Below are 17,312 nucleotides of genomic sequence, written 5' to 3'. Positions count from 1 at the left end.
CTGGCTATCACTCATGCACACCCCTACGGCTCGGCCTGCCCCCAACCACACGAACCTACTGGCCTTCGACCTTGACCAAACACATAGGGGCACCCCCCCCACGCGAGAGAAGGACCCATGGCTTGTCATGATCGCGTCACATGCGAGCGGGCCGGAAGGACCCGCCGGACCGCGACCCTCGCCCTCAGCACCCTGACCGCGGCCCTGCTCACCCTGATCCCCTGGAGCGGCACCGCCGTCGCCCACGGCTCGGTCGTCGACCCCGCCTCCCGCAACTACGGCTGCTGGGAGCGCTGGGGCGACGACTTCCAGAACCCGGCCATGGCCGACGAGGACCCCATGTGCTGGCAGGCGTGGCAGGACGATCCCAACGCCATGTGGAACTGGAACGGCCTGTACCGCAACGGCTCGGCCGGCGACTTCGAGGCGGTCGTGCCCGACGGTCAGCTCTGCAGCGGCGGCCGGACCGAGAGCGGACGCTACAACTCCCTGGACGCCGTCGGCCCCTGGCGGACCACCGACGTCACCGACGACTTCACCGTCAAGCTCCACGACCAGGCCGGCCACGGCGCCGACTACTTCCTGGTCTACGTCACCAAGCAGGGCTTCGACCCCGCCACGCAACCCCTGACCTGGGGCGCCCTCCAGCAGGTCGCGCGCACGGGCAGTTACGCGCCCAGTCAGAACTACGAGATCCCGGTGAGCACTTCGGGGCTCAGCGGCCGGCACGTCGTCTACACGGTCTGGCAGGCGTCGCACATGGACCAGACGTACTTCCTGTGCAGCGACGTCGACTTCGGCTGACCCGCGCCATCCCCGTCCCCCCACCCCCGCCGGGCGCACCTGGCCCGGCGGGGTCCGGCGGGGTCCGGATCAGACGTTGACGCCGAAGTCCGCGGCGATGCCCGCGAGCCCCGAGGCGTAACCCTGCCCGACCGCCCGGAACTTCCACTCGGCGCCGTGCCGGTACAGCTCGCCGAAGACCATCGCGGTCTCGGTCGAGGCGTCCTCGGACAGGTCGTAGCGGGCCAGTTCCTGGTCGTTCGCCTGGTTGACGACCCGGATGAAGGCGTTGCGGACCTGGCCGAAGCTCTGGCCCCGGTTCTCCGCGTCGTGGATGGAGACCGGGAAGACGATGCGGTCAACCTCGGCCGGGACCGCGGCGAGGTTCACCTTGACCGCCTCGTCGTCGCCCTCGCCCTCGCCGGTGAGGTTGTCACCGGTGTGCTCGACCGAGCCGTCGGGGCTGGTGAGGTTGTTGTAGAAGACGAAGTGCCGGTCCGAGAGCACCTTGCCCGACGCGTCCAGGAGCAGCGCGGAGGCGTCCAGGTCGTAGTCGGTGCCGGTCGTGGTGCGCACGTCCCAGCCCAGACCGACCAGGACGGCGGTCAGGCCGGGCGCCTCCTTGCTGAGCGAGACGTTGCCGCCCTTGGCCAGGGAAACTCCCACGGTGTTCTCCTTCGTCGCGTTCGCTGCGTTCCGTACCTGTCGTCAATCTACAGCACTGTAGAAGTAAGCCTTCTATACGATGGCGCCCGGGAAGACGACGACCGGCGGTGGAAGGAGGGCGGGCCGTGACGGATGACCGGCGTCCGCGACGGCGGGGGCAGGGCGAGCTCGAGGCGCTGGTGCTGTCCGCGCTGCGCGGGGCGGACGGGCCCGCGACGGCCGGCTGGGTGCAGGAACGCCTCGGCGACGACCTCGCCTACACCACCGTGATCACGATCCTGACCCGGCTCCTGGAGAAGGGCGCCGTCAGCCGTGAGCGCGCGGGCCGCTCCTTCGCCTGGACGCCCGCCTCGGACCAGGCGGGACTGGCCGCGCGCAAGATGCGCAAGGTCCTGGACGCCGAGAGCGACCGCGAAGCGGTGCTGGCCAGCTTCGTCACGGGCCTCGACCCGGACGACGAGCGGCTGCTGCGCGAACTGCTGGGGCACGCCCGTGCCGCGGAGGACGGCTGACACCGGATGGGGGTCTTCGTCTTCCTGCCCCTGGTCCTGCCGCTGACGGCGTGGCCGATCGCCAGGCTGGCCGAGCAGCACCTGCACCCGCGGACCGCGACCCGGCTGCTCAGCGCCGTCGCCGTCGTGATGGCCCTGTGCAGCACCCTGTGCCTGGCCCTGGTGATGGTGGTTGGCACCGCCCAACTGCCGGGCAACCCGCTCCCCGACGCCTGGTCCGACCCCGAGGTGCGGGCGGCGGTGCCCTACGACGAGGTCGTCGGCAAGGCGGCGATCCCCGCCCTGTGCGCCGTCGTCGCGACCTCGGCGCGGGCGCTGTGGCGGCACGGCAGGGTGCGCCGTCGCGCCCACCGCGCACTGGCCGGCCTGCCGGGCACCGGGGTGGCCGTACTGCCGGACGACGTGCCCTACGCCTACGCGCTGCCCGGCGGGCGACGGGACCGCGTGGTGGTGAGCACGGCCCTGCTCGACTGTCTCGAACCGGGTGAACGGCGCGCGCTGTTCGCCCACGAGCGCGCCCACCTCGCCGCCCGGCACCACCGTTTCCTGCTCGCCGTCCGGCTCGCCGCACTGGCCAACCCGTTCCTGCGCCCCCTGCGCACGGCCGTCGCGTACACGACGGAGCGGTGGGCGGACGAGGCGGCCGCACGGGCGGTCGGCGACCGCCGCGCGGTGGCGACCGCGATCGGGAAGGCGGCCCTCGTCTCCCGCGGCACCCCCGTCGCCACCCTCGCCGGTCTCGCGGCGCCCGGCCCGGTGCCCCGCCGGGTGGCCGCCCTGCTGGGCCCCGCCCCCTCCGTACGCCCCTGGCCCCCGGTGTCCACCTCGGCGGGCCTGGCGGCGTGGACCGCGGCCGCCGGCACCGCCGTCTCGGCGATGTCGTCCGCGAACGCCGCCGTCACCATGTTCCTCATCCTGCGGGCCGCGACGCCGCTCTGAACGCCCAGACGCCCCTGTGGTAGCTTGCGCAGGCCAGTCGAACCCACCTGGTGGGTCAGGGAATCCGGTGCGAATCCGGAACTGACGCGCAGCGGTGAGGGGGACGGGCGGAACACGGGCCACTGGGCGGCGCACGCCGCCCGGGAAGGCGTTCCGTCCGGTCGAACCCGAGTCCGAAGACCTGCTGGCACCCCGTGCCGCGTGCGGCGCGGGCCGCATCGTACGGACGGGCTCCGCGCATGAGCCCTCGACGCCAGAGGATCGCCTTGTCCGCAGCAGGTCCCGCCGGCCTCCGGCGCCCTCTTCCTTTCCGCCGCGCCCCGCGCGGTCCCGTACTGCTCCTGTCCCTCGCCCTGCTGGCCTCCGGCTGCGGTTCCGGTTCCGGTACGGCCGACGACTCGGCCGCACGGGGCGGCACGGCCGGCTACCCGCGCACCGTCCGTGACTGCGGGCACGAGGTCCGGGTCACCGCACCGCCGCGGCGGGCGGTCTCCCTCAACCAGGGCACCACGGAGATCCTGCTCTCCCTCGGCCTCGCCGACCGCATGGCGGGCACCGCCACCTGGACCGACCCGGTCATGAAGGGACTGGAGAAGGCGAACGCGGGCGTCCCCCGGCTCTCCGACGACATGCCGTCCTTCGAGACGGTCCTGGACGCGGACCCCGACTTCGTCGCCGCCTCCTTCGCCTCCACGCTCGGCACCGGCGGGGTGGCCACCCGCGACCAGTTCACGCGACTCGGCGTGCCGGCCTACCTGTCCCCGTCCGACTGCGCCGGCAAGGACAACAGCGGCGACGGCGACGGCGTCCGGGACAAGACCCTGACGATGGACACGGTCTACGGCGAAGTCCGCGACCTGGCCCGCCTCTTCGGCGTCGAGCAGCGCGGCGAGAAGCTCGTGGAGGACCTCGAGGCACGCGTCGACAGGGCGACGTCCGGCATCGACGCCTCCGGCGTCACCCTCATGTACTGGTTCGCCAACTCCGCCTCGCCCTACCTGGCGGGCTGCTGCGGCGCCCCCGGCGTCATCACCCGGGCCGTCGGCGCCCGGAACGCCATGGAGGACACCCGCGAGGAGTGGCCGCAGGCCGGCTGGGAGACCGTCGCCGACCGGGACCCCGACGTCCTGGTCCTCGGCGACCTCACCCGCAGGTCGCAGACGGCCGAAACGGCGGCGAAGAAGATCGAGTTCCTGGAGTCCGACCCCGTGACCAGGAACATGACCGCCGTCCGCGAGAAGCGCTACGTCCTGCTCAGCGGGCAGGCCATGAACCCCACCATCCGCACCGTCGAGGGCGTGGAACAAGTGGCGGCGGCGCTCCGCGAGTTCGGGCTCGCCAAGTGACGTCCGCGGACCGGACGGCCACCGCCCCCGGCATACGCGCGCCGCGCCATGCCCCCCTGGTGTGGGCGGCGGCCGGGACCGTCGCCCTGTGTGCCTCCGTGGCCGTCGCCGTCACCGTCGGCCCGGCGGACATCGGCGTCGCCGACGTGTGGTCCGTGATCGCCGCCCACCTCGGCGCCGGCACCACCGCCGGGGACGTGTCACCGATCCGCGACGGCATCGTCTGGGACCTGCGGCTGCCCCGCACCCTGCTGGCCGCGGTGTGCGGTGCCGGACTCGCCGTGTGCGGGGCCGTGCTCCAGTCCCTGCTGCGCAACCCGCTCGCCGACCCCTTCGTCCTCGGTGTCTCCTCCGGCGCCTCGACCGGCGCCGTCCTGGTCGTCGTGCTCGGCGTGGGCGGCGGCGCCCTGTCGGTCCCGGGCGGGGCGTTCGTCGGCGCCGTCTGCTCCTTCGCGCTGGTGCTGCTGCTCAGCCACAGCCTCGGCGGCACCACGGACCGGGTGGTCCTCGCGGGCGTGGCGGCGATGCAGCTGTTCTCCGCGCTCACCTCCTTCGTGGTCATGACCGCCGCCGACGCCGAGACCACCCGCGGCGTGCTGTTCTGGCTGCTCGGCTCGCTCGGCGGCGCCGGCTGGAGCGACGTGCGGACCACCGCCGCGGTCCTGGTCCTGGTCCTCGCCGTATGCCTCGGGTACGCCAGGACGCTGGACGCCTTCGCCTTCGGCCAGGACGCCGCGGCCTCGCTCGGCGTCCACGTGGCCCGCACCCGGCTGGTGCTGCTGTGCGCCACGGCACTGCTCACCGCCGTCCTGGTCGCCTCGGCCGGCGCCATCGGTTTCGTCGGGCTGGTGCTGCCGCACGCGGTCCGCGCGCTCACCGGCCCAGGACACGCCAGGCTGCTGCCGGTCTGCGCGCTCGCCGGTGCCGTGTTCCTGGTGTGGGCCGACACCCTGGCCCGTACCGTCCTCGAACCCCAGGAGGTCCCGGTGGGCGTGGTGACCTCACTGATCGGTGTGCCCGCCTTCGTACTCGTGCTCCACCGCACCCGGAGGGCACGGTGACGCTGAAGGCCGAGCGGGTCTCCCGCACCACCGGAGGCCGGCTGATCCTCGACGGGGTCGACCTGAGCCCGCGCACCGGCGCCATGACGGGGCTGCTCGGCCCCAACGGGTCCGGCAAGTCCACCCTCTTGCGCCTGCTCGCCGGTGTACTGGCCCCGACCGCCGGCCTCGTCACCCTCGACGGACGCCCCCTGGACCGGGTGGGGCGCCGCGAGGTCGCCCGGCGGGTGGCCGTGGTGGAGCAGCAGGCGGACACCCAGGTCGAGCTGACGGTCCGGGACATCGTCCGGCTCGGCCGCATCCCGCACCGCCGCGCCTGGACACCGGCGTCGGCGGCCGACGAGGAGGCGGTGACGGACGCCCTGGACCGCACCGGTCTGACGCCCGAGGCCGACCGCCTGTGGCACACGCTCTCCGGCGGCGAGCGCCAGCGCGTGCAGATCGCCCGCGCCCTCGCCCAGCGGCCCCGCGAGCTCCTGCTCGACGAACCGACCAACCACCTCGACGTCCAGCACCAACTGGACGTGCTGGCCCTGGTCGCCGCCCTGCCCGTGACCAGCGTGGTCGCCCTGCACGACCTCAACCTCGCCGCCATGTACTGCGACCACCTCGTCGTCCTCTCGCAGGGCGGCGTCGTCGCCCACGGCGAACCGGCCGAGGTGCTGACGGCGGACCTCGTCGCCAAGGTCTACCGGGTCGACGCCGAGATCACCCGCCCCGGCCCGGCCGACCGCCCGCACGTCCGTTTCCTGGGCACGCTCCCGGGCTAGCGGGTGTGGAGTGGATCACGCCGGGGTCGCGGGGTGATCCAGACGACACCCTGGGACCGGTACGGGGAGTCGCCCCAGCCGGCTTCAGCCGTCCGCCAGACCGGCGGCGAGGGTGGCGCCCAACTCCCAGCAGGCCTCCAGGTCGGCCTTGCCGGGTTCACCGGCCACGCTCACCGCGGGCGCGGCACGCCGCCAGCCGAGGCCGGTCGTCACCGACTCGATGCCGCGCACCGCCCCCGTGGTGTCGCTGCCCCCGTGCACCCAGTAACCGAAGGGGCGGCCGCGCGTCTCGTCCAGGCAGGGGTAGTAGACCTGGTCGAAGAAGTGCTTGAGCGCCCCCGACATGTAGCCCAGGTTGGCCGGGGTGCCCAGCAGGAAGCCGTCCGCCTCCAGCACGTCGACGGCCGTCGCCGCCAGGGCCGCCCGCCGGGCAACCCGCACCCCTTCGATCTCGGGCGCGGTCGCCCCGGACACGACGGACTCCAGCATCGCCTGGCAGTTCGGCGACGGCGTGTGATGCACGATCAGCAAAGTGGCCACCCCCGCAGCCTGCCGCCCGGCACCCTCCGACCGCAAACGGACACCGCGGCGCCATCACCACGACCGCCCGCCCCGCGCTCCCGCCGCGGGCTGATGCCGCGCTCCCGCCGGGGGCTCACGCCTCGGGCGCCCCGGTCTCCGCCAGCCCGCCGCCGGCCAGCCGCAGCCAGCGGCCGACGCCGATCTCGCGCAGGAACCTGCGGTCGTGGCTGACGACCACGAACGCTCCCCGGTAGGAGTTCAGTGCGCTCTCGAGCTGGCCCACGCCGACGAGGTCGAGGTTGTTCGTCGGCTCGTCCAGGAGCAACAGGTGCGGGGCCGGTTCGGCGCACAGGACGCAGGCCAGCGTGGCCCGCAGCCGCTCGCCGCCGGAGAGGACGCCGACGGGCAGATGGGCGCGGGCACCCCGGAAGAGGAACCGGGCGAGGAGGTTCATCCGCTCCGCCTCCGGCCGGTGCGGAGCGTAGGCGGCGAAGTTCTCGGCGACGGTGCGCTCCTCGTCCAGCAGGTCGAGCCGCTGGGAGAGGTACGCGACGCGTCCGTCGGCGCGCCTGATGTCGCCGCCCTCCGCCTCCAGGTCGCCGTTGAGCAGGCGCAGCAGCGTGCTCTTGCCCGCCCCGTTGGCCCCGGTCAGCGCGATCCGCTCGGGCCCCCGGACGGTCAGGTCGACGCCCTCGCCCGTGAACACGTCCTTCCCGCCGAGCCGGATCCGCAGCCCCCGGCCCTGGAAGAGGGTGCGCCCCGCGGGGACGTCGGTCTCCGGCAGGTCCAGCGTGATGCGCTGTTCCTCGCGCAGCGACCGCTCCGCCTCGTCCAGCCGCGCCTTCGCCTCGCCGACCCGGTTGGCGTGGGTCTGCCCCGCCCGGCCCGCGGACTCCTGGGCCCCCCGCTTCATGTTGCCCGCGAAGATGCGGGGGAGCCCGGCGTTCTTGAGGTTGCGGGCGGCGTTGCTCGCCCGGCGGTCGGCGCGCTCGCGGGCCTGCTGCAGCTCCCGCTTCTCCCGCTTCAGCTCCTGCTCGGCGTTGCGGACGTTCTTCTCGGCGACCTCCTGCTCGGCGCGGACGGCCTCTTCGTAGGCGGTGAAGTTCCCGCCGTACAGGCGCAGTTCGCCGCGGTCGAGTTCGGCGATGCGCTCCATGCGGTCGAGCAGCTCCCGGTCGTGGCTGACCAGCAGCAGGCAGCCGTGATAGTCGCTGAGCACGTCGTGGAGTCTGCTCCGGGCGTCCGTGTCGAGGTTGTTGGTGGGCTCGTCGAGCAGGAGCACGTCGGGCCGCTTCAGCAGTTGGGCGGCGAGCCCGAGGGTGACGACCTGACCGCCGCTGAGCGTGCCCAGCCGCCGGTCCAGGGCGAGGCCGCCCAGGCCCAGGCGGTCGAGCTGGGCGCGGGTGCGCTCCTCGATGTCCCAGTCGTCACCGATGGCCGCGAAGTGCTCCTCGGCCACGTCCCCGGACTCGACGGCGTCGATGGCCCGGATCACGGCGTCGACACCGAGGACCTCGGCCACGGTGAGGCCGCCCGTCAGGGGGAGCGTCTGCGGCAGATGACCGAGAACGCCGGAGACCGTCACCGAGCCCGCGGTGGGCCGCAGCTCCCCGGCGATCAGCTTGAGCAGGGTGGACTTGCCGGCCCCGTTGGGGGCGACGAGACCCGTACGGCCCGGGCCCACGGTGAACGAGAGGTCCTCGAAGACGGGGGTGTCGTCGGGCCAGGAGAAGGACAGGTGGGAACAGCGAAGGACGGCGTCGGACATGGAGACGACCTCGTGGCGGTCAGGGGCGGGCGACAGGGCTCCGCCCGGGAGAGGGGGACAGGAAGAAGGGAACGACGAAGGGGCCACTGCGACGGCGCTCGAAAACGCCCGCTGCGGCCTGCCGGAACCGGGTCTCACCCGGAGATGTCGTCGTCACCCACCATGTCCGCGACTCCTCGCTGCACGATCAACGTCTCCGCCAGCCTAACAGCCCGGCTCCCGGTCCGTCCGGGCAAGAGCCCGGCTCCCGGCCCGTCCGGGCGGCCGGGGCCGCCGGGGTGCGCCGGACGGGGGAGAGGACCGGTGGCTCGGCCGCCGCGAAGGCCCGGGCGAACAGCCCGGAGGACGCCGCTTCCGGAGAGAGCAGGTGGGTGACGGCCGCGGTCGCCGTGCGGTGCCACAGGGTGTGGTGGCGGAGCATGGCGTGGTCGCCGCCCTCCACGAGCAGCAGGCCGGCCCGCGCTCCGGCGGCGCGGGCCCGGACGACGTACGCGGCCGACTCGCCGGGGTCGGTGACGCGGTCCCGGTCGCCGTGCAGGACGAGAACGGTCCGGCCCCGCACCCGGGCGACGGGATCCCCCGGCGGGCACCAGGGCGCGAGGGCCACGACGCCGTGCACCGACTCGGCGTCCGCCGCGCGCAGGGCCGCCCGGCCGCCCATGGAGTGACCCAGCAGCACCACCGGCACGTCACCGACGAGGCGGCGCAGTTCGGCGAGGGCCCGCCGGGTGTCCCGCAGCGGCTCCGCGGCGGCGCCGTTCCAGCCGCGGCTGCGGTAGCGGACCTCGGCGACGAGCACGTCGTCGCGGCCGGGACCCGCCGCCGGCGACCGCAGGAACGGGCGCATCCGCAGCGCCGCGAGCTGCCAGGGCCGTGCGGCGCCCCTGCTCTCCGCCCGGCCCCCGTGCAGGACCAGCACGGCCGCGCGGGTGCGGGCCGGCCGGCGCCGCACCCGCAGCGCCCCGCCCGTCGACGGACCTTCCTCTCCGCCCGCGCCCATGCCCATGCCCGTATCCATTGTCAGGTCCATGCCTGCCTTCCCTTTCACAGTCCGCTGCCGCTTCCCGCCCCGCCGTCATGGGTGATCCGTTGCCGATTCGCTCCCGGACCGGTGACTGCCGCACAGCTGTCCACGATCGGCTCCAATCCGTCCGGCCCGCGGCTCCGGATTACCCACGCAAGCGTTGATCACAGCGGGGTGGAGGAGCAGGGACATGCCCGGAAAGCCAGGGGAGGCCGCACGGCGCACGGCCGTCGTCGGCAGCGGAGTGGCGGGTCTGACCGCGGCGTACGTACTGGGCCGCGTGCACCGGGTCACCCTCTACGAGGCCGACGACCGCCTCGGCGGACACGCCCACACGCACGACCTGACGGCGTCCGACGGACGGGTCCACCGGGTCGACTCGGGGTTCATCGTGCACAACCGCCGCACCTACCCGAACCTGCTGCGCCTCTTCGGCGAACTCGGCGTGGCGACGCAGGAGTCGGAGATGAGCATGTCGGTCCGGTGCGAGGGCTGCGGCCTGGAGTACGCCGGCGCCCGGGGCCCCGCCGGGCTGCTCGCCCGCCCGGGCAACGCCCTGCGCGGCCCCTACCTGCGGATGCTCGCGCAGGTTCCCCGGTTCCACCGAGCCGCCCGCCGCCTGCTCGACGGCGACGCGTCCGACCTGGCCCCGACGCTCGGCGAGTTCCTGGACCGCGAGAACTTCTCGCCGTACTTCCGTGCGCACTTCATGACGCCCGTGGTCTCCGCCGTCTGGTCCTGCGACGCCGCCACCGCCCTGCGCTACCCCGCCGCCTACCTCTTCCGCTTCCTGCACCACCACGGCATGCTCGCCGTCGGCGGCTCCCCGGTGTGGCGCACGGTCACCGACGGCTCCCGCTCCTACGTCGACCGCATCGCCGAGCGGCTGCCCGACGTCCGTACCGCCACCCCCGTCCGCTCGGTGACCCGGCACGCGGACGGCGTGGAGGTCACCGCGGCCGACGGCACCACCGACGCCTACGACCACCTCGTCGTCGCCGTCCACCCGGACCAGGCGCTGGAACTGCTGGCCGACCCGACCCCCGACGAGAAGGAGGTCCTCGGCGCCTTCCGCTACTCCCGCAACGCCACCCTCCTGCACACCGACACCGCCCTGCTGCCCCGTTCCCGGCGAGCCCGGTCCTCCTGGAACTACCTCATGCCGGCCTGCGACGCGGGCGCCGACCGGGTACGGGTCAGCTACGACATGAACCGGCTGCAGCGCCTCGACACCGCCGACACCCACGTCGTCACGCTCGGCGGCGAGGACCGCGTCGACCCCGGCCGGGTACTGGCCCGCATGACCTACGAACACCCCGTCTACACCCCCGAGTCGGTAGCCGCCCAGCGCCGCCTGCCCCGACTGCGCACCCCGGTCACGGCCTACGCCGGTGCCTACCACGGCTGGGGCTTCCACGAGGACGGCTGCCGCTCGGGGGTGGAGGCCGCCGCGGCCCTCGGAGTGGCCTGGTGACCCCCGCCCCGACGGCACGCCCCGGCCTCTACCCCTGCGAGATCGGGCACATACGCCTCGACCCCGTCCGGTACACGCTGCGCCACCGCACCTACATGTGGCTCGTCGACCTCGACCGTCCGCCGGAACTGCCGCGAGCACTGCGGCCGTTGGCGGGCTTCCGGGCGCGCGACCACTTCGCCGGCGACGCCCCCTCGCTGCGCGCGGGTCTGGAGCGCTTCCTCGCCACCCGCGGTGTCGACCTGGAGGGCGGCCGGGTGCTGATGCTCACCCACGCCCGGGTGCTCGGGTACGTCTTCAACCCGCTGACCCTGTACTGGTGCCACGGCCCCGACGGCACCCCGCGCTGCGTGGTCGCCGAGGTGCACAACACCTACGGCGAGCGCCACGCCTACCTGCTGGCCCCCGACGAGGCGGGCGTCGCCCACGTCGACAAGGAGTTCTACGTCTCGCCGTTCAACCCCGTCGACGGCGCCTACCGCATGCGCCTTCCGCTGCCCGGCGACCGCCTCGACCTGACGGTGCGCCTGGACCGGCCGGGCGCCCGCCCGTTCACCGCGACCGTACGGGGCACCCGGCGCGAGGCGACACCAGCCGCCCTGCTGCGCCTGGCCCTGCGGCACCCCTGGTCGACCCTCGCCGTGTCGGCCGGCATCCGCGGGCACGGCATCCGCCTCTACCTGCGCGGCCTGCCCGTCCAGCCGCGCCCGAGTCACCGCACCACGGAGAAGGCATCATGACCGCAACCCACCCACGCCCCGACACTCCCGCGCAGGTCCCGCCGCGCCGCGGCACCCCGGTCGACCCGCACCGCTGGCCCGACGTCGCCGCCCCGCCCCGCGCCTCGTGGGCCCGCCGGGCCACCGCCGCGGCCGTGGTACGCCGGGCCCTGCGCCGGCTGCCGCTGCGGGTCCGGTTCGCCGACAGCGACACCGTGGGCCTCGGCGGACCGCTGGTGGAGGTCCACGACCCCGGTGCCTTCCACGGGCGGATCGGTGCCCAGGGCCTCATCGGCTTCGGCGAGTCGTACATGGCCGGCGAGTGGGACGCCCCGGACCTGGTGGGCGCCCTCACCGTGCTCGCCGCCCACGCGGCCGACCTGGTGCCCGCCCCGTTCCAGCGGCTGCGCGGCCTGTGGCACCAGCGGCGTCCCGCCGCCCGCCGCAACACCCCCGAGGGCGCCCGGACCAACATCAGCAGCCACTACGACCTGTCCAACGACCTGCTCGCCCTCTTCCTCGACGACACCCTCAGCTACTCGTCCGCCGTCTTCCTCGGGTTCCCGGCCCGCCGCGAGTCCCTCGCCTCCGCCCAGCAGCGCAAGATCGACCGGCTGCTCGACCTCGCCGAGGTCGGCGACGGGACCCGGCTCCTGGAGATCGGCACCGGCTGGGGCGAACTCGCCCTGCGTGCCGCCGCCCGCGGTGCCGACGTCACCTCCCTCACCCTCTCCCGCGCACAGCGCGACCGCGCCCTCGAACGCGCCCGTGAGGCGGGCCTCGCCGACCGCGTCCGGGTGGAACTGCGCGACTACCGCGAGGAGGAGGGCACCTACGACGCGCTCGTCAGCGTGGAGATGATCGAGGCCGTCGGCGCCGAGTTCTGGCCGGTCTACTTCCGCACCCTCGACGAGCGGCTCGCCCCCGGCGGCCGGGCCGCCCTGCAGGCCATCACCATGCCGCACGACCGCATGCTCGCCGCCCGGCACACCCACACCTGGATCCAGAAGTACGTCTTCCCCGGCGGCCTGATCCCCTCCACCGAAGCGATCGAGGCGACGGTCCGCGACCACACCGGCCTGCGCGTCGCCCGCCGCGACGCCTACGGCGCGCACTACGCCGAGACGCTGCGGCTGTGGCGGGAGCGGTTCACCGAACGCGCCGCCGAGGTCGACGCCCTCGGCTTCGACGAGACCTTCCGGCGCCTGTGGACCTTCTACCTCGCCTACTCCGAGGCGGGATTCCGCGCCGCCTACCTCGACGTCCAGCAGTACCTGTTCACCAAGGAGGGCCCCGCCCGATGAGCACCGCCCGCACCACCCGGCCCGGCGCCGCACACCGGCTCGCCGCGCTCGTCGAGGACGCGCTCGGCGGTCCCCTCCCGGTCCGGCTGCGCGCCTGGGACGGCTCCGAGACCGGTCCCGCCGACGCCCCCGCCGTCGTCGTCCGCTCCCGGCGCGCCCTGCGCCGCCTGCTGTGGCAGCCCGGCGAACTGGGCCTGGCCCAGGCCTACGTCACCGGCGAACTGGACGTCGAAGGCGACCTGGCCGACGGCCTGCGCCGGATGCGGACGGCCGCCCGCGAACGCCGGCTGCACCCGCCCCGGCTCTCCCTCGCCGACCGGGCCCGCGCGGCGGGCGCAGCCGTCCGCCTCGGCGCCGTGGGCCCGCGCCCCGCGACCCCCGGCTCCCAGGCCCGCTTGCGCGGCGGCCTGCACACCAAGGCCCGCGACCGCGCCGCCATCAGCCACCACTACGACCTCTCCAACGACTTCTACCGCCTCCTCCTCGACGAGACCATGGCCTACTCGTGCGGGGTGTGGGCGGACGGGAACACCGACGCGGACGCCGCCGGTGCCCAGCGCGCCAAGCTCGAGCTGATCTGCCGCAAGCTCGGCCTCACCGCCGGCTCCCGGCTCCTCGACATCGGCTGCGGCTGGGGCTCGCTCACCCTGTACGCGGCGGAACGGCACAAGGCGAAGGTCACCGCCGTCACCCTCGCCGGGGAGCAGGCGGCACACGTCAGCGAACAGGTGCGGGAGCGCGGACTGGAGGACCGCATCGAGGTCGTCTGCCAGGACTACCGCGACATCACCGGCGGGGGCTACGACGCCGTCTCCACCGTCGAGATGGGCGAGCACGTCGGGGACGCCGAGTACCCGGCCTTCGCCGCCGCCCTGCACCGGGTGGTCCGCCCGGAGGGACGCGTCCTGGTGCAGCAGATGTCCCGGGGCCGCAACGCGCCGGGCGGCGGCGCCTTCATCGAGGCGTACATCGCCCCCGACATGCACATGCGCCCCCTCGGCGAGACGGTCCGGCTCCTGGAGGACGCCGGTCTCGAAGTGCGCCACGCCGAGTCGCTGCGCGAGCACTACGTCCGCACGGTCAGGGCGTGGGAGCGCACGCTGGAGGAGCGCTGGGACGAGTTCGTCGCGCTGGTCGGCGAGGAGACCGCGCGGGTGTGGCGGCTGTACCTGGTGGGCGGCGCACTCGCCTTCGAGCAGCGGCGGATGGGCGTCGACCAGATCCTGAGCGTCCGCCCCACCGTCGAGGGCGTCAGCGGCATGTCCGCCACACCGGGGGAGTGGTACGAGCGGCTGGACCGCCCGTGAGCGGCTTCCCGTGGGGCGCGTTCGCCGTGGGCCTCGGCTGGGCCGCGGCGGCCGCGCTCGCCGTCATGCTGGTCACCTTCGCCTTCGCCCTGCGCAAGGGCGTGCACCGGGTGGTGGACGTGGCCTGGGGGATCGGCTTCGCCGCCGTCGCCGTCGTGACCTGCGCGGCCGCGGCGGCGACGGGGGAGGGCGACACCGGGCGGCAGACGCTGGCCGGGGCCCTCACCGTCGTATGGGGCGTGCGGCTGGCCGCGCACATCGCGTGGCGCGGCCGGGGCCACGGCGAGGACCCGCGCTACGACGCGATGCTCGCGAAGGCCCCCGGCAGCCGCAACCTCTACGCCCTGCGCATGGTCTACCTGCTCCAGGGCGCCCTGGTGTGGCTGGTGTCGTTGCCGGTGCAGGCCGCCGCGTACGGGCCCGGGGCCACCTCGCTCCTGGCCTGGGCAGGGGCAGCCGTGTGGGCGGTGGGGCTGGCCTTCGAGGCCGTCGGGGACGCCCAGTTGGCCCGGTTCAAGGCGGACCCGGCCAACCGGGGCCGCCTCATGGACCGCGGACTGTGGAGCTTGACCCGGCACCCCAACTACTTCGGCGACTTCTGCGTCTGGTGGGGCCTGTTCCTGGTCGCCTGCGACGCGGGCCCCGGCGCCGCCGCGGTGTCCGTCGTCTCCCCGCTGGTGATGACGTACCTGCTGATCGGCGGCAGCGGGAAGCGGCTCCTCGAGCGGCACATGGCGGACCGGCCGGGATGGACCGCGTACGCGGCACGCACCAGCGGCTTCTTCCCGCGTCCGCCGCGCCGCTCCGCGTAGGGCCGGGTCCGGGCGGGGGTGAGGCCGCGGCCGCACCCCCGCCCGGTCAGGCCGGCATGCTCATCAGCGCGACCGGGTCCGAGGTCGGCTGCTTCGACCCGCCGGCGGGCTCGACCGTGATGCCCACGCCCGCCGCACCGTCGACAGAGCCCTCCATCAGCACCGCCTGACTGCCGCTGCCGGGGTCCATCAGGCCGGCCGGGCGCATCGTGCCGTGGTCGTCGAACCAGAGCTGGTACACCTTGCCGCGCGGCGGCTCGGCCATGCCCGCGGCCAGGAAGACCGCCCGGTCCTGCCGCGCCGAGACGACCAGCGTCCCGGTCGCTCCCCCGGCGAGCCGCGCCGTACGGGACTCGGCGTCCGGCGCGGCCAGCACCCCGGCGAGGACATCGGCCCGCCGCTCGGCCTGCGCGGCCCGCTCCCCGGCGTCCTGCGCGCGTTCGTACTGCCACACCGCCGTGCCGCCGAGGCCCGCCGCCGCGGCGAGGCAGGCGGCCAGCGCCCAGCGGGCCAGGCCGCGCCCCCGGGGCACGACGCGCCGCGCCCGCTCCACGGTGGTGCCGCCCGGCGGGACCTGGCGCACGGTCGTGATGCGGTGCAGCACCCGCTCCCTGAGCGCCGGACCGGGCACGACCGTCGCGGCCAGCCCCAGCCGGGCCGTCGCCGCGGCGAACTCCCCGGTCTCCTGCTCGCAGGTGGCGCAGTCCGCCAGATGGCGTTCGAAGGCGTCCCGCTCGTCGTCGGGCAGGGCGTGCAGGGCGTAGGCGCCCGTCAGGCTGTGCAGGTCCTCGGTGCGCATCACGCGCTCACCCCCAGGCAGTCACGGAGTCGGACGAGACCGTCGCGCAGCCGCGTCTTGACCGTGCCGAGCGGCAGTGCGAGCGCCTCGGCCACCTGCCGGTAGGTCAGGCCGCGGTAGTAGGCGAGGGTCACGGACTGGCGCTGGATCTCGGTCAGGGTGCGCAGACAGCGCCGCACCTGCTCCCGCTCCAGCCGGGTCTCGACCTGTTCGGTGACCTCGTCGTACTCGGGTGTGCGGTCGAGCAGCGCGGCCTTGTGGTCGCGGGCCGCGGCGGCCTCCACCGACCGCACCCGGTCCACGGCGCGGCGGTGGGCCAGGGTCAGGATCCAGTTGACCACCGTGCCGCGCTCCGGCCGGTAGCGGGGCGCCGTCCGCCACACCTCGACCAGCACCTCCTGCGCGACCTCCTCGGACTGCGCCCGGTCGCGCAGCACCGCCCGCGCGACTCCGAGCACGGACCCCGCCACCGCGTCGTACACGGCGGCGAAGGAGTCCTGATCGCCCAGGGCCACCTCGCGGATCAGCTGCTGCAGATCGGGTCGGGACGACGGATTCTTGCCGATGTGTACGGCTTCCTTCACGGTGGTTGCTCCAAGGGATGTGCGACGGCGGGGATGCCCCCGGGTAATCCGGGGCCGCGCGGCCCGCGGATTGGTCCAGGTCCTGGTGAGCCGTGGCCACCTCGCCCGACGCACACCCTCCCACGGGCACACGGGGGTACAGTGGTCGGCGTTCGCGTTCGACCGGGCTCCAGGGGAGCGGGAGGACAGGGAGGTGAGGTCGATGACCGTGCTCGACGCCGTCCTTCGCGGCGCCCGGATCTCCCTCGCGTCCCGAGCGGCGGCCTGACCCCGCGTCCCACGAACGCCCACCGGAAACGGACCCAGTCCCGTCATGACACCTTCCTGGAACACCCGCGCCGAGACCGGCGCCGACGTCCCCTTCATCCGCGACATCGTCCGCGCCGCCTTCCCCACCCCCGAGGAGGCCGACCTCGTCGACGCGCTGCGTGCCGACCCCGGCGCGTGGATCGAGGGCCTGTCCCTCGTCGCCGTGGACGACGCTGGCCGCCCGGTCGGGCACGCACTGCTGACCCGCTGCCACATCGGCGACGCCCCGGCGCTGTGCCTGGCCCCCGTCGCCGTCCGGCCCGAGCGGCAGAACACGGGCGTCGGCACGGCCGCCGTCCGGGCCGCGCTCCTCGCCGCCGAACGCCTGGGCGAGCACCACGTGGTGGTCCTCGGACACCCGGAGTACTACCCGCGCTTCGGCTTCACCCGGGCCTCCGCCCACGGCATCGGGCTCACCGTCGACGTCCCGGACGAGGCCCTGATGGCTCTCGCCCTGGACGCCGCCGACCCGCTGCCCGCCGGCACCGTGCGGTACGCGGCACCGTTCGGCATCTGACCCGGCGCCGCGGGGGCGGTGGGAGAACTTCCCGCCGCCCCCGCGGCACTTTCCTCGGCGCAACCCCTTGACCCCTCGCCCAAGGTCCTTCACATT

At 74.5% G+C, this 17,312-nt stretch carries 18 protein-coding genes and 1 riboswitch; of the genes, 12 read left to right on the top strand and 6 right to left on the bottom strand.

What is annotated here, in order from left to right; translation table 11 throughout:
- Positions 1–117: 117 nt before the first annotated feature.
- Positions 118–804, top strand: coding sequence for a lytic polysaccharide monooxygenase auxiliary activity family 9 protein (locus IG88_RS0112745; protein ID WP_031039129.1), 687 nt, complete (start codon positions 118–120; stop codon positions 802–804).
- 69 nt (positions 805–873) lie between these two features.
- Here IG88_RS0112745 and IG88_RS0112740 read toward each other — a convergent pair whose 3' ends face one another.
- On the bottom strand, positions 874–1,449 hold the full coding sequence (locus tag IG88_RS0112740; RefSeq protein ID WP_031039125.1) for a TerD family protein: 576 nt from the start codon (positions 1,447–1,449) through the stop codon (positions 874–876).
- A gap of 125 nt (positions 1,450–1,574) precedes the next feature.
- Between IG88_RS0112740 and IG88_RS0112735 the strand changes: the two genes are divergently transcribed.
- The 5 genes from IG88_RS0112735 (at position 1,575) to IG88_RS0112715 (ending at position 6,077) form a co-directional block, all read left to right on the top strand.
- On the top strand, positions 1,575–1,961 hold the full coding sequence (locus IG88_RS0112735; protein WP_030403011.1) for a BlaI/MecI/CopY family transcriptional regulator: 387 nt from the start codon (positions 1,575–1,577) through the stop codon (positions 1,959–1,961).
- Between the two features lie 6 nt (positions 1,962–1,967).
- Positions 1,968–2,900, top strand: coding sequence for a M56 family metallopeptidase (locus IG88_RS0112730; RefSeq protein WP_031039121.1), 933 nt, complete (start codon positions 1,968–1,970; stop codon positions 2,898–2,900).
- Positions 2,901–2,917: 17 nt separating this feature from the next.
- Positions 2,918–3,104: riboswitch (cobalamin riboswitch) on the top strand.
- A gap of 62 nt (positions 3,105–3,166) precedes the next feature.
- On the top strand, positions 3,167–4,246 hold the full coding sequence (locus tag IG88_RS0112725) for an ABC transporter substrate-binding protein (RefSeq protein WP_234332135.1): 1,080 nt from the start codon (positions 3,167–3,169) through the stop codon (positions 4,244–4,246).
- Positions 4,243–5,307 carry an iron chelate uptake ABC transporter family permease subunit gene (locus tag IG88_RS0112720; protein WP_031039117.1) on the top strand — a complete coding sequence of 355 codons (1,065 nt, stop codon included), beginning with the start codon at positions 4,243–4,245 and terminating at the stop codon, positions 5,305–5,307. The genes IG88_RS0112725 and IG88_RS0112720 overlap by 4 nt, the downstream gene beginning before the upstream one ends.
- Positions 5,304–6,077, top strand: coding sequence for an ABC transporter ATP-binding protein (locus IG88_RS0112715; protein WP_031039115.1), 774 nt, complete (start codon positions 5,304–5,306; stop codon positions 6,075–6,077). The genes IG88_RS0112720 and IG88_RS0112715 overlap by 4 nt, the downstream gene beginning before the upstream one ends.
- An 84-nt stretch (positions 6,078–6,161) precedes the next feature.
- On the opposite strand, the gene IG88_RS0112710 is transcribed toward IG88_RS0112715, so the two are convergent.
- The 3 genes from IG88_RS0112710 to IG88_RS0112700 form a co-directional block, all read right to left on the bottom strand.
- Positions 6,162–6,617: a flavodoxin family protein gene (locus tag IG88_RS0112710; protein WP_031039112.1), complete on the bottom strand. Its 456-nt coding sequence runs from the start codon at positions 6,615–6,617 to the stop codon at positions 6,162–6,164.
- 115 nt (positions 6,618–6,732) lie between these two features.
- Complete coding sequence (gene abc-f, locus IG88_RS0112705) at positions 6,733–8,367, bottom strand: ribosomal protection-like ABC-F family protein (protein ID WP_031039110.1); 1,635 nt, start codon at positions 8,365–8,367, stop codon at positions 6,733–6,735.
- Positions 8,368–8,554: 187 nt separating this feature from the next.
- Positions 8,555–9,397 carry an alpha/beta hydrolase gene (locus IG88_RS0112700; RefSeq protein ID WP_324609003.1) on the bottom strand — a complete coding sequence of 281 codons (843 nt, stop codon included), beginning with the start codon at positions 9,395–9,397 and terminating at the stop codon, positions 8,555–8,557.
- Between the two features lie 184 nt (positions 9,398–9,581).
- Between IG88_RS0112700 and IG88_RS0112695 the strand changes: the two genes are divergently transcribed.
- The 5 genes from IG88_RS0112695 to IG88_RS0112675 are packed head-to-tail and all read left to right on the top strand — an operon-like array spanning position 9,582 to position 15,007.
- Positions 9,582–10,865, top strand: a complete 1,284-nt coding sequence (locus IG88_RS0112695; RefSeq protein ID WP_031039104.1) for an NAD(P)/FAD-dependent oxidoreductase — start codon at positions 9,582–9,584, stop codon at positions 10,863–10,865.
- The gene (locus tag IG88_RS0112690; RefSeq protein WP_031039101.1) at positions 10,862–11,605 is read left to right on the top strand and encodes a DUF1365 domain-containing protein; all 744 of its coding nucleotides are present in this window, start codon (positions 10,862–10,864) and stop codon (positions 11,603–11,605) included. Before IG88_RS0112695 ends, IG88_RS0112690 begins: the two co-directional genes overlap by 4 nt.
- Positions 11,602–12,888 (top strand): SAM-dependent methyltransferase, encoded by a 1,287-nt coding sequence (locus IG88_RS0112685; RefSeq protein WP_031039098.1) that lies wholly within the window; start codon positions 11,602–11,604, stop codon positions 12,886–12,888. Before IG88_RS0112690 ends, IG88_RS0112685 begins: the two co-directional genes overlap by 4 nt.
- The gene (locus IG88_RS0112680) at positions 12,885–14,195 is read left to right on the top strand and encodes an SAM-dependent methyltransferase (protein WP_031039096.1); all 1,311 of its coding nucleotides are present in this window, start codon (positions 12,885–12,887) and stop codon (positions 14,193–14,195) included. Before IG88_RS0112685 ends, IG88_RS0112680 begins: the two co-directional genes overlap by 4 nt.
- Positions 14,192–15,007, top strand: coding sequence for a DUF1295 domain-containing protein (locus tag IG88_RS0112675; protein WP_031039092.1), 816 nt, complete (start codon positions 14,192–14,194; stop codon positions 15,005–15,007). Before IG88_RS0112680 ends, IG88_RS0112675 begins: the two co-directional genes overlap by 4 nt.
- Before the next feature lie 46 nt (positions 15,008–15,053).
- Here the strand turns inward: IG88_RS0112675 and IG88_RS0112670 are convergent, their stop codons facing one another.
- Positions 15,054–15,806 (bottom strand): anti-sigma factor, encoded by a 753-nt coding sequence (locus IG88_RS0112670; protein ID WP_031039089.1) that lies wholly within the window; start codon positions 15,804–15,806, stop codon positions 15,054–15,056.
- Positions 15,806–16,390, bottom strand: a complete 585-nt coding sequence (locus IG88_RS0112665) for a sigma-70 family RNA polymerase sigma factor (RefSeq protein ID WP_031039085.1) — start codon at positions 16,388–16,390, stop codon at positions 15,806–15,808. Before IG88_RS0112665 ends, IG88_RS0112670 begins: the two co-directional genes overlap by 1 nt.
- A gap of 313 nt (positions 16,391–16,703) precedes the next feature.
- Between IG88_RS0112665 and IG88_RS0112655 the strand changes: the two genes are divergently transcribed.
- On the top strand, positions 16,704–17,216 hold the full coding sequence (locus IG88_RS0112655; protein WP_031039082.1) for a GNAT family N-acetyltransferase: 513 nt from the start codon (positions 16,704–16,706) through the stop codon (positions 17,214–17,216).
- Positions 17,217–17,312 lie beyond the last annotated feature (96 nt).

It is taken from the genome of Streptomyces sp. NRRL F-5650 (assembly GCF_000721365.1).
Taxonomy (GTDB): Bacteria; Actinomycetota; Actinomycetes; order Streptomycetales; family Streptomycetaceae; genus Streptomyces; species Streptomyces ardesiacus.
This window is presented reverse-complemented; position numbering and strand designations above follow the sequence as displayed.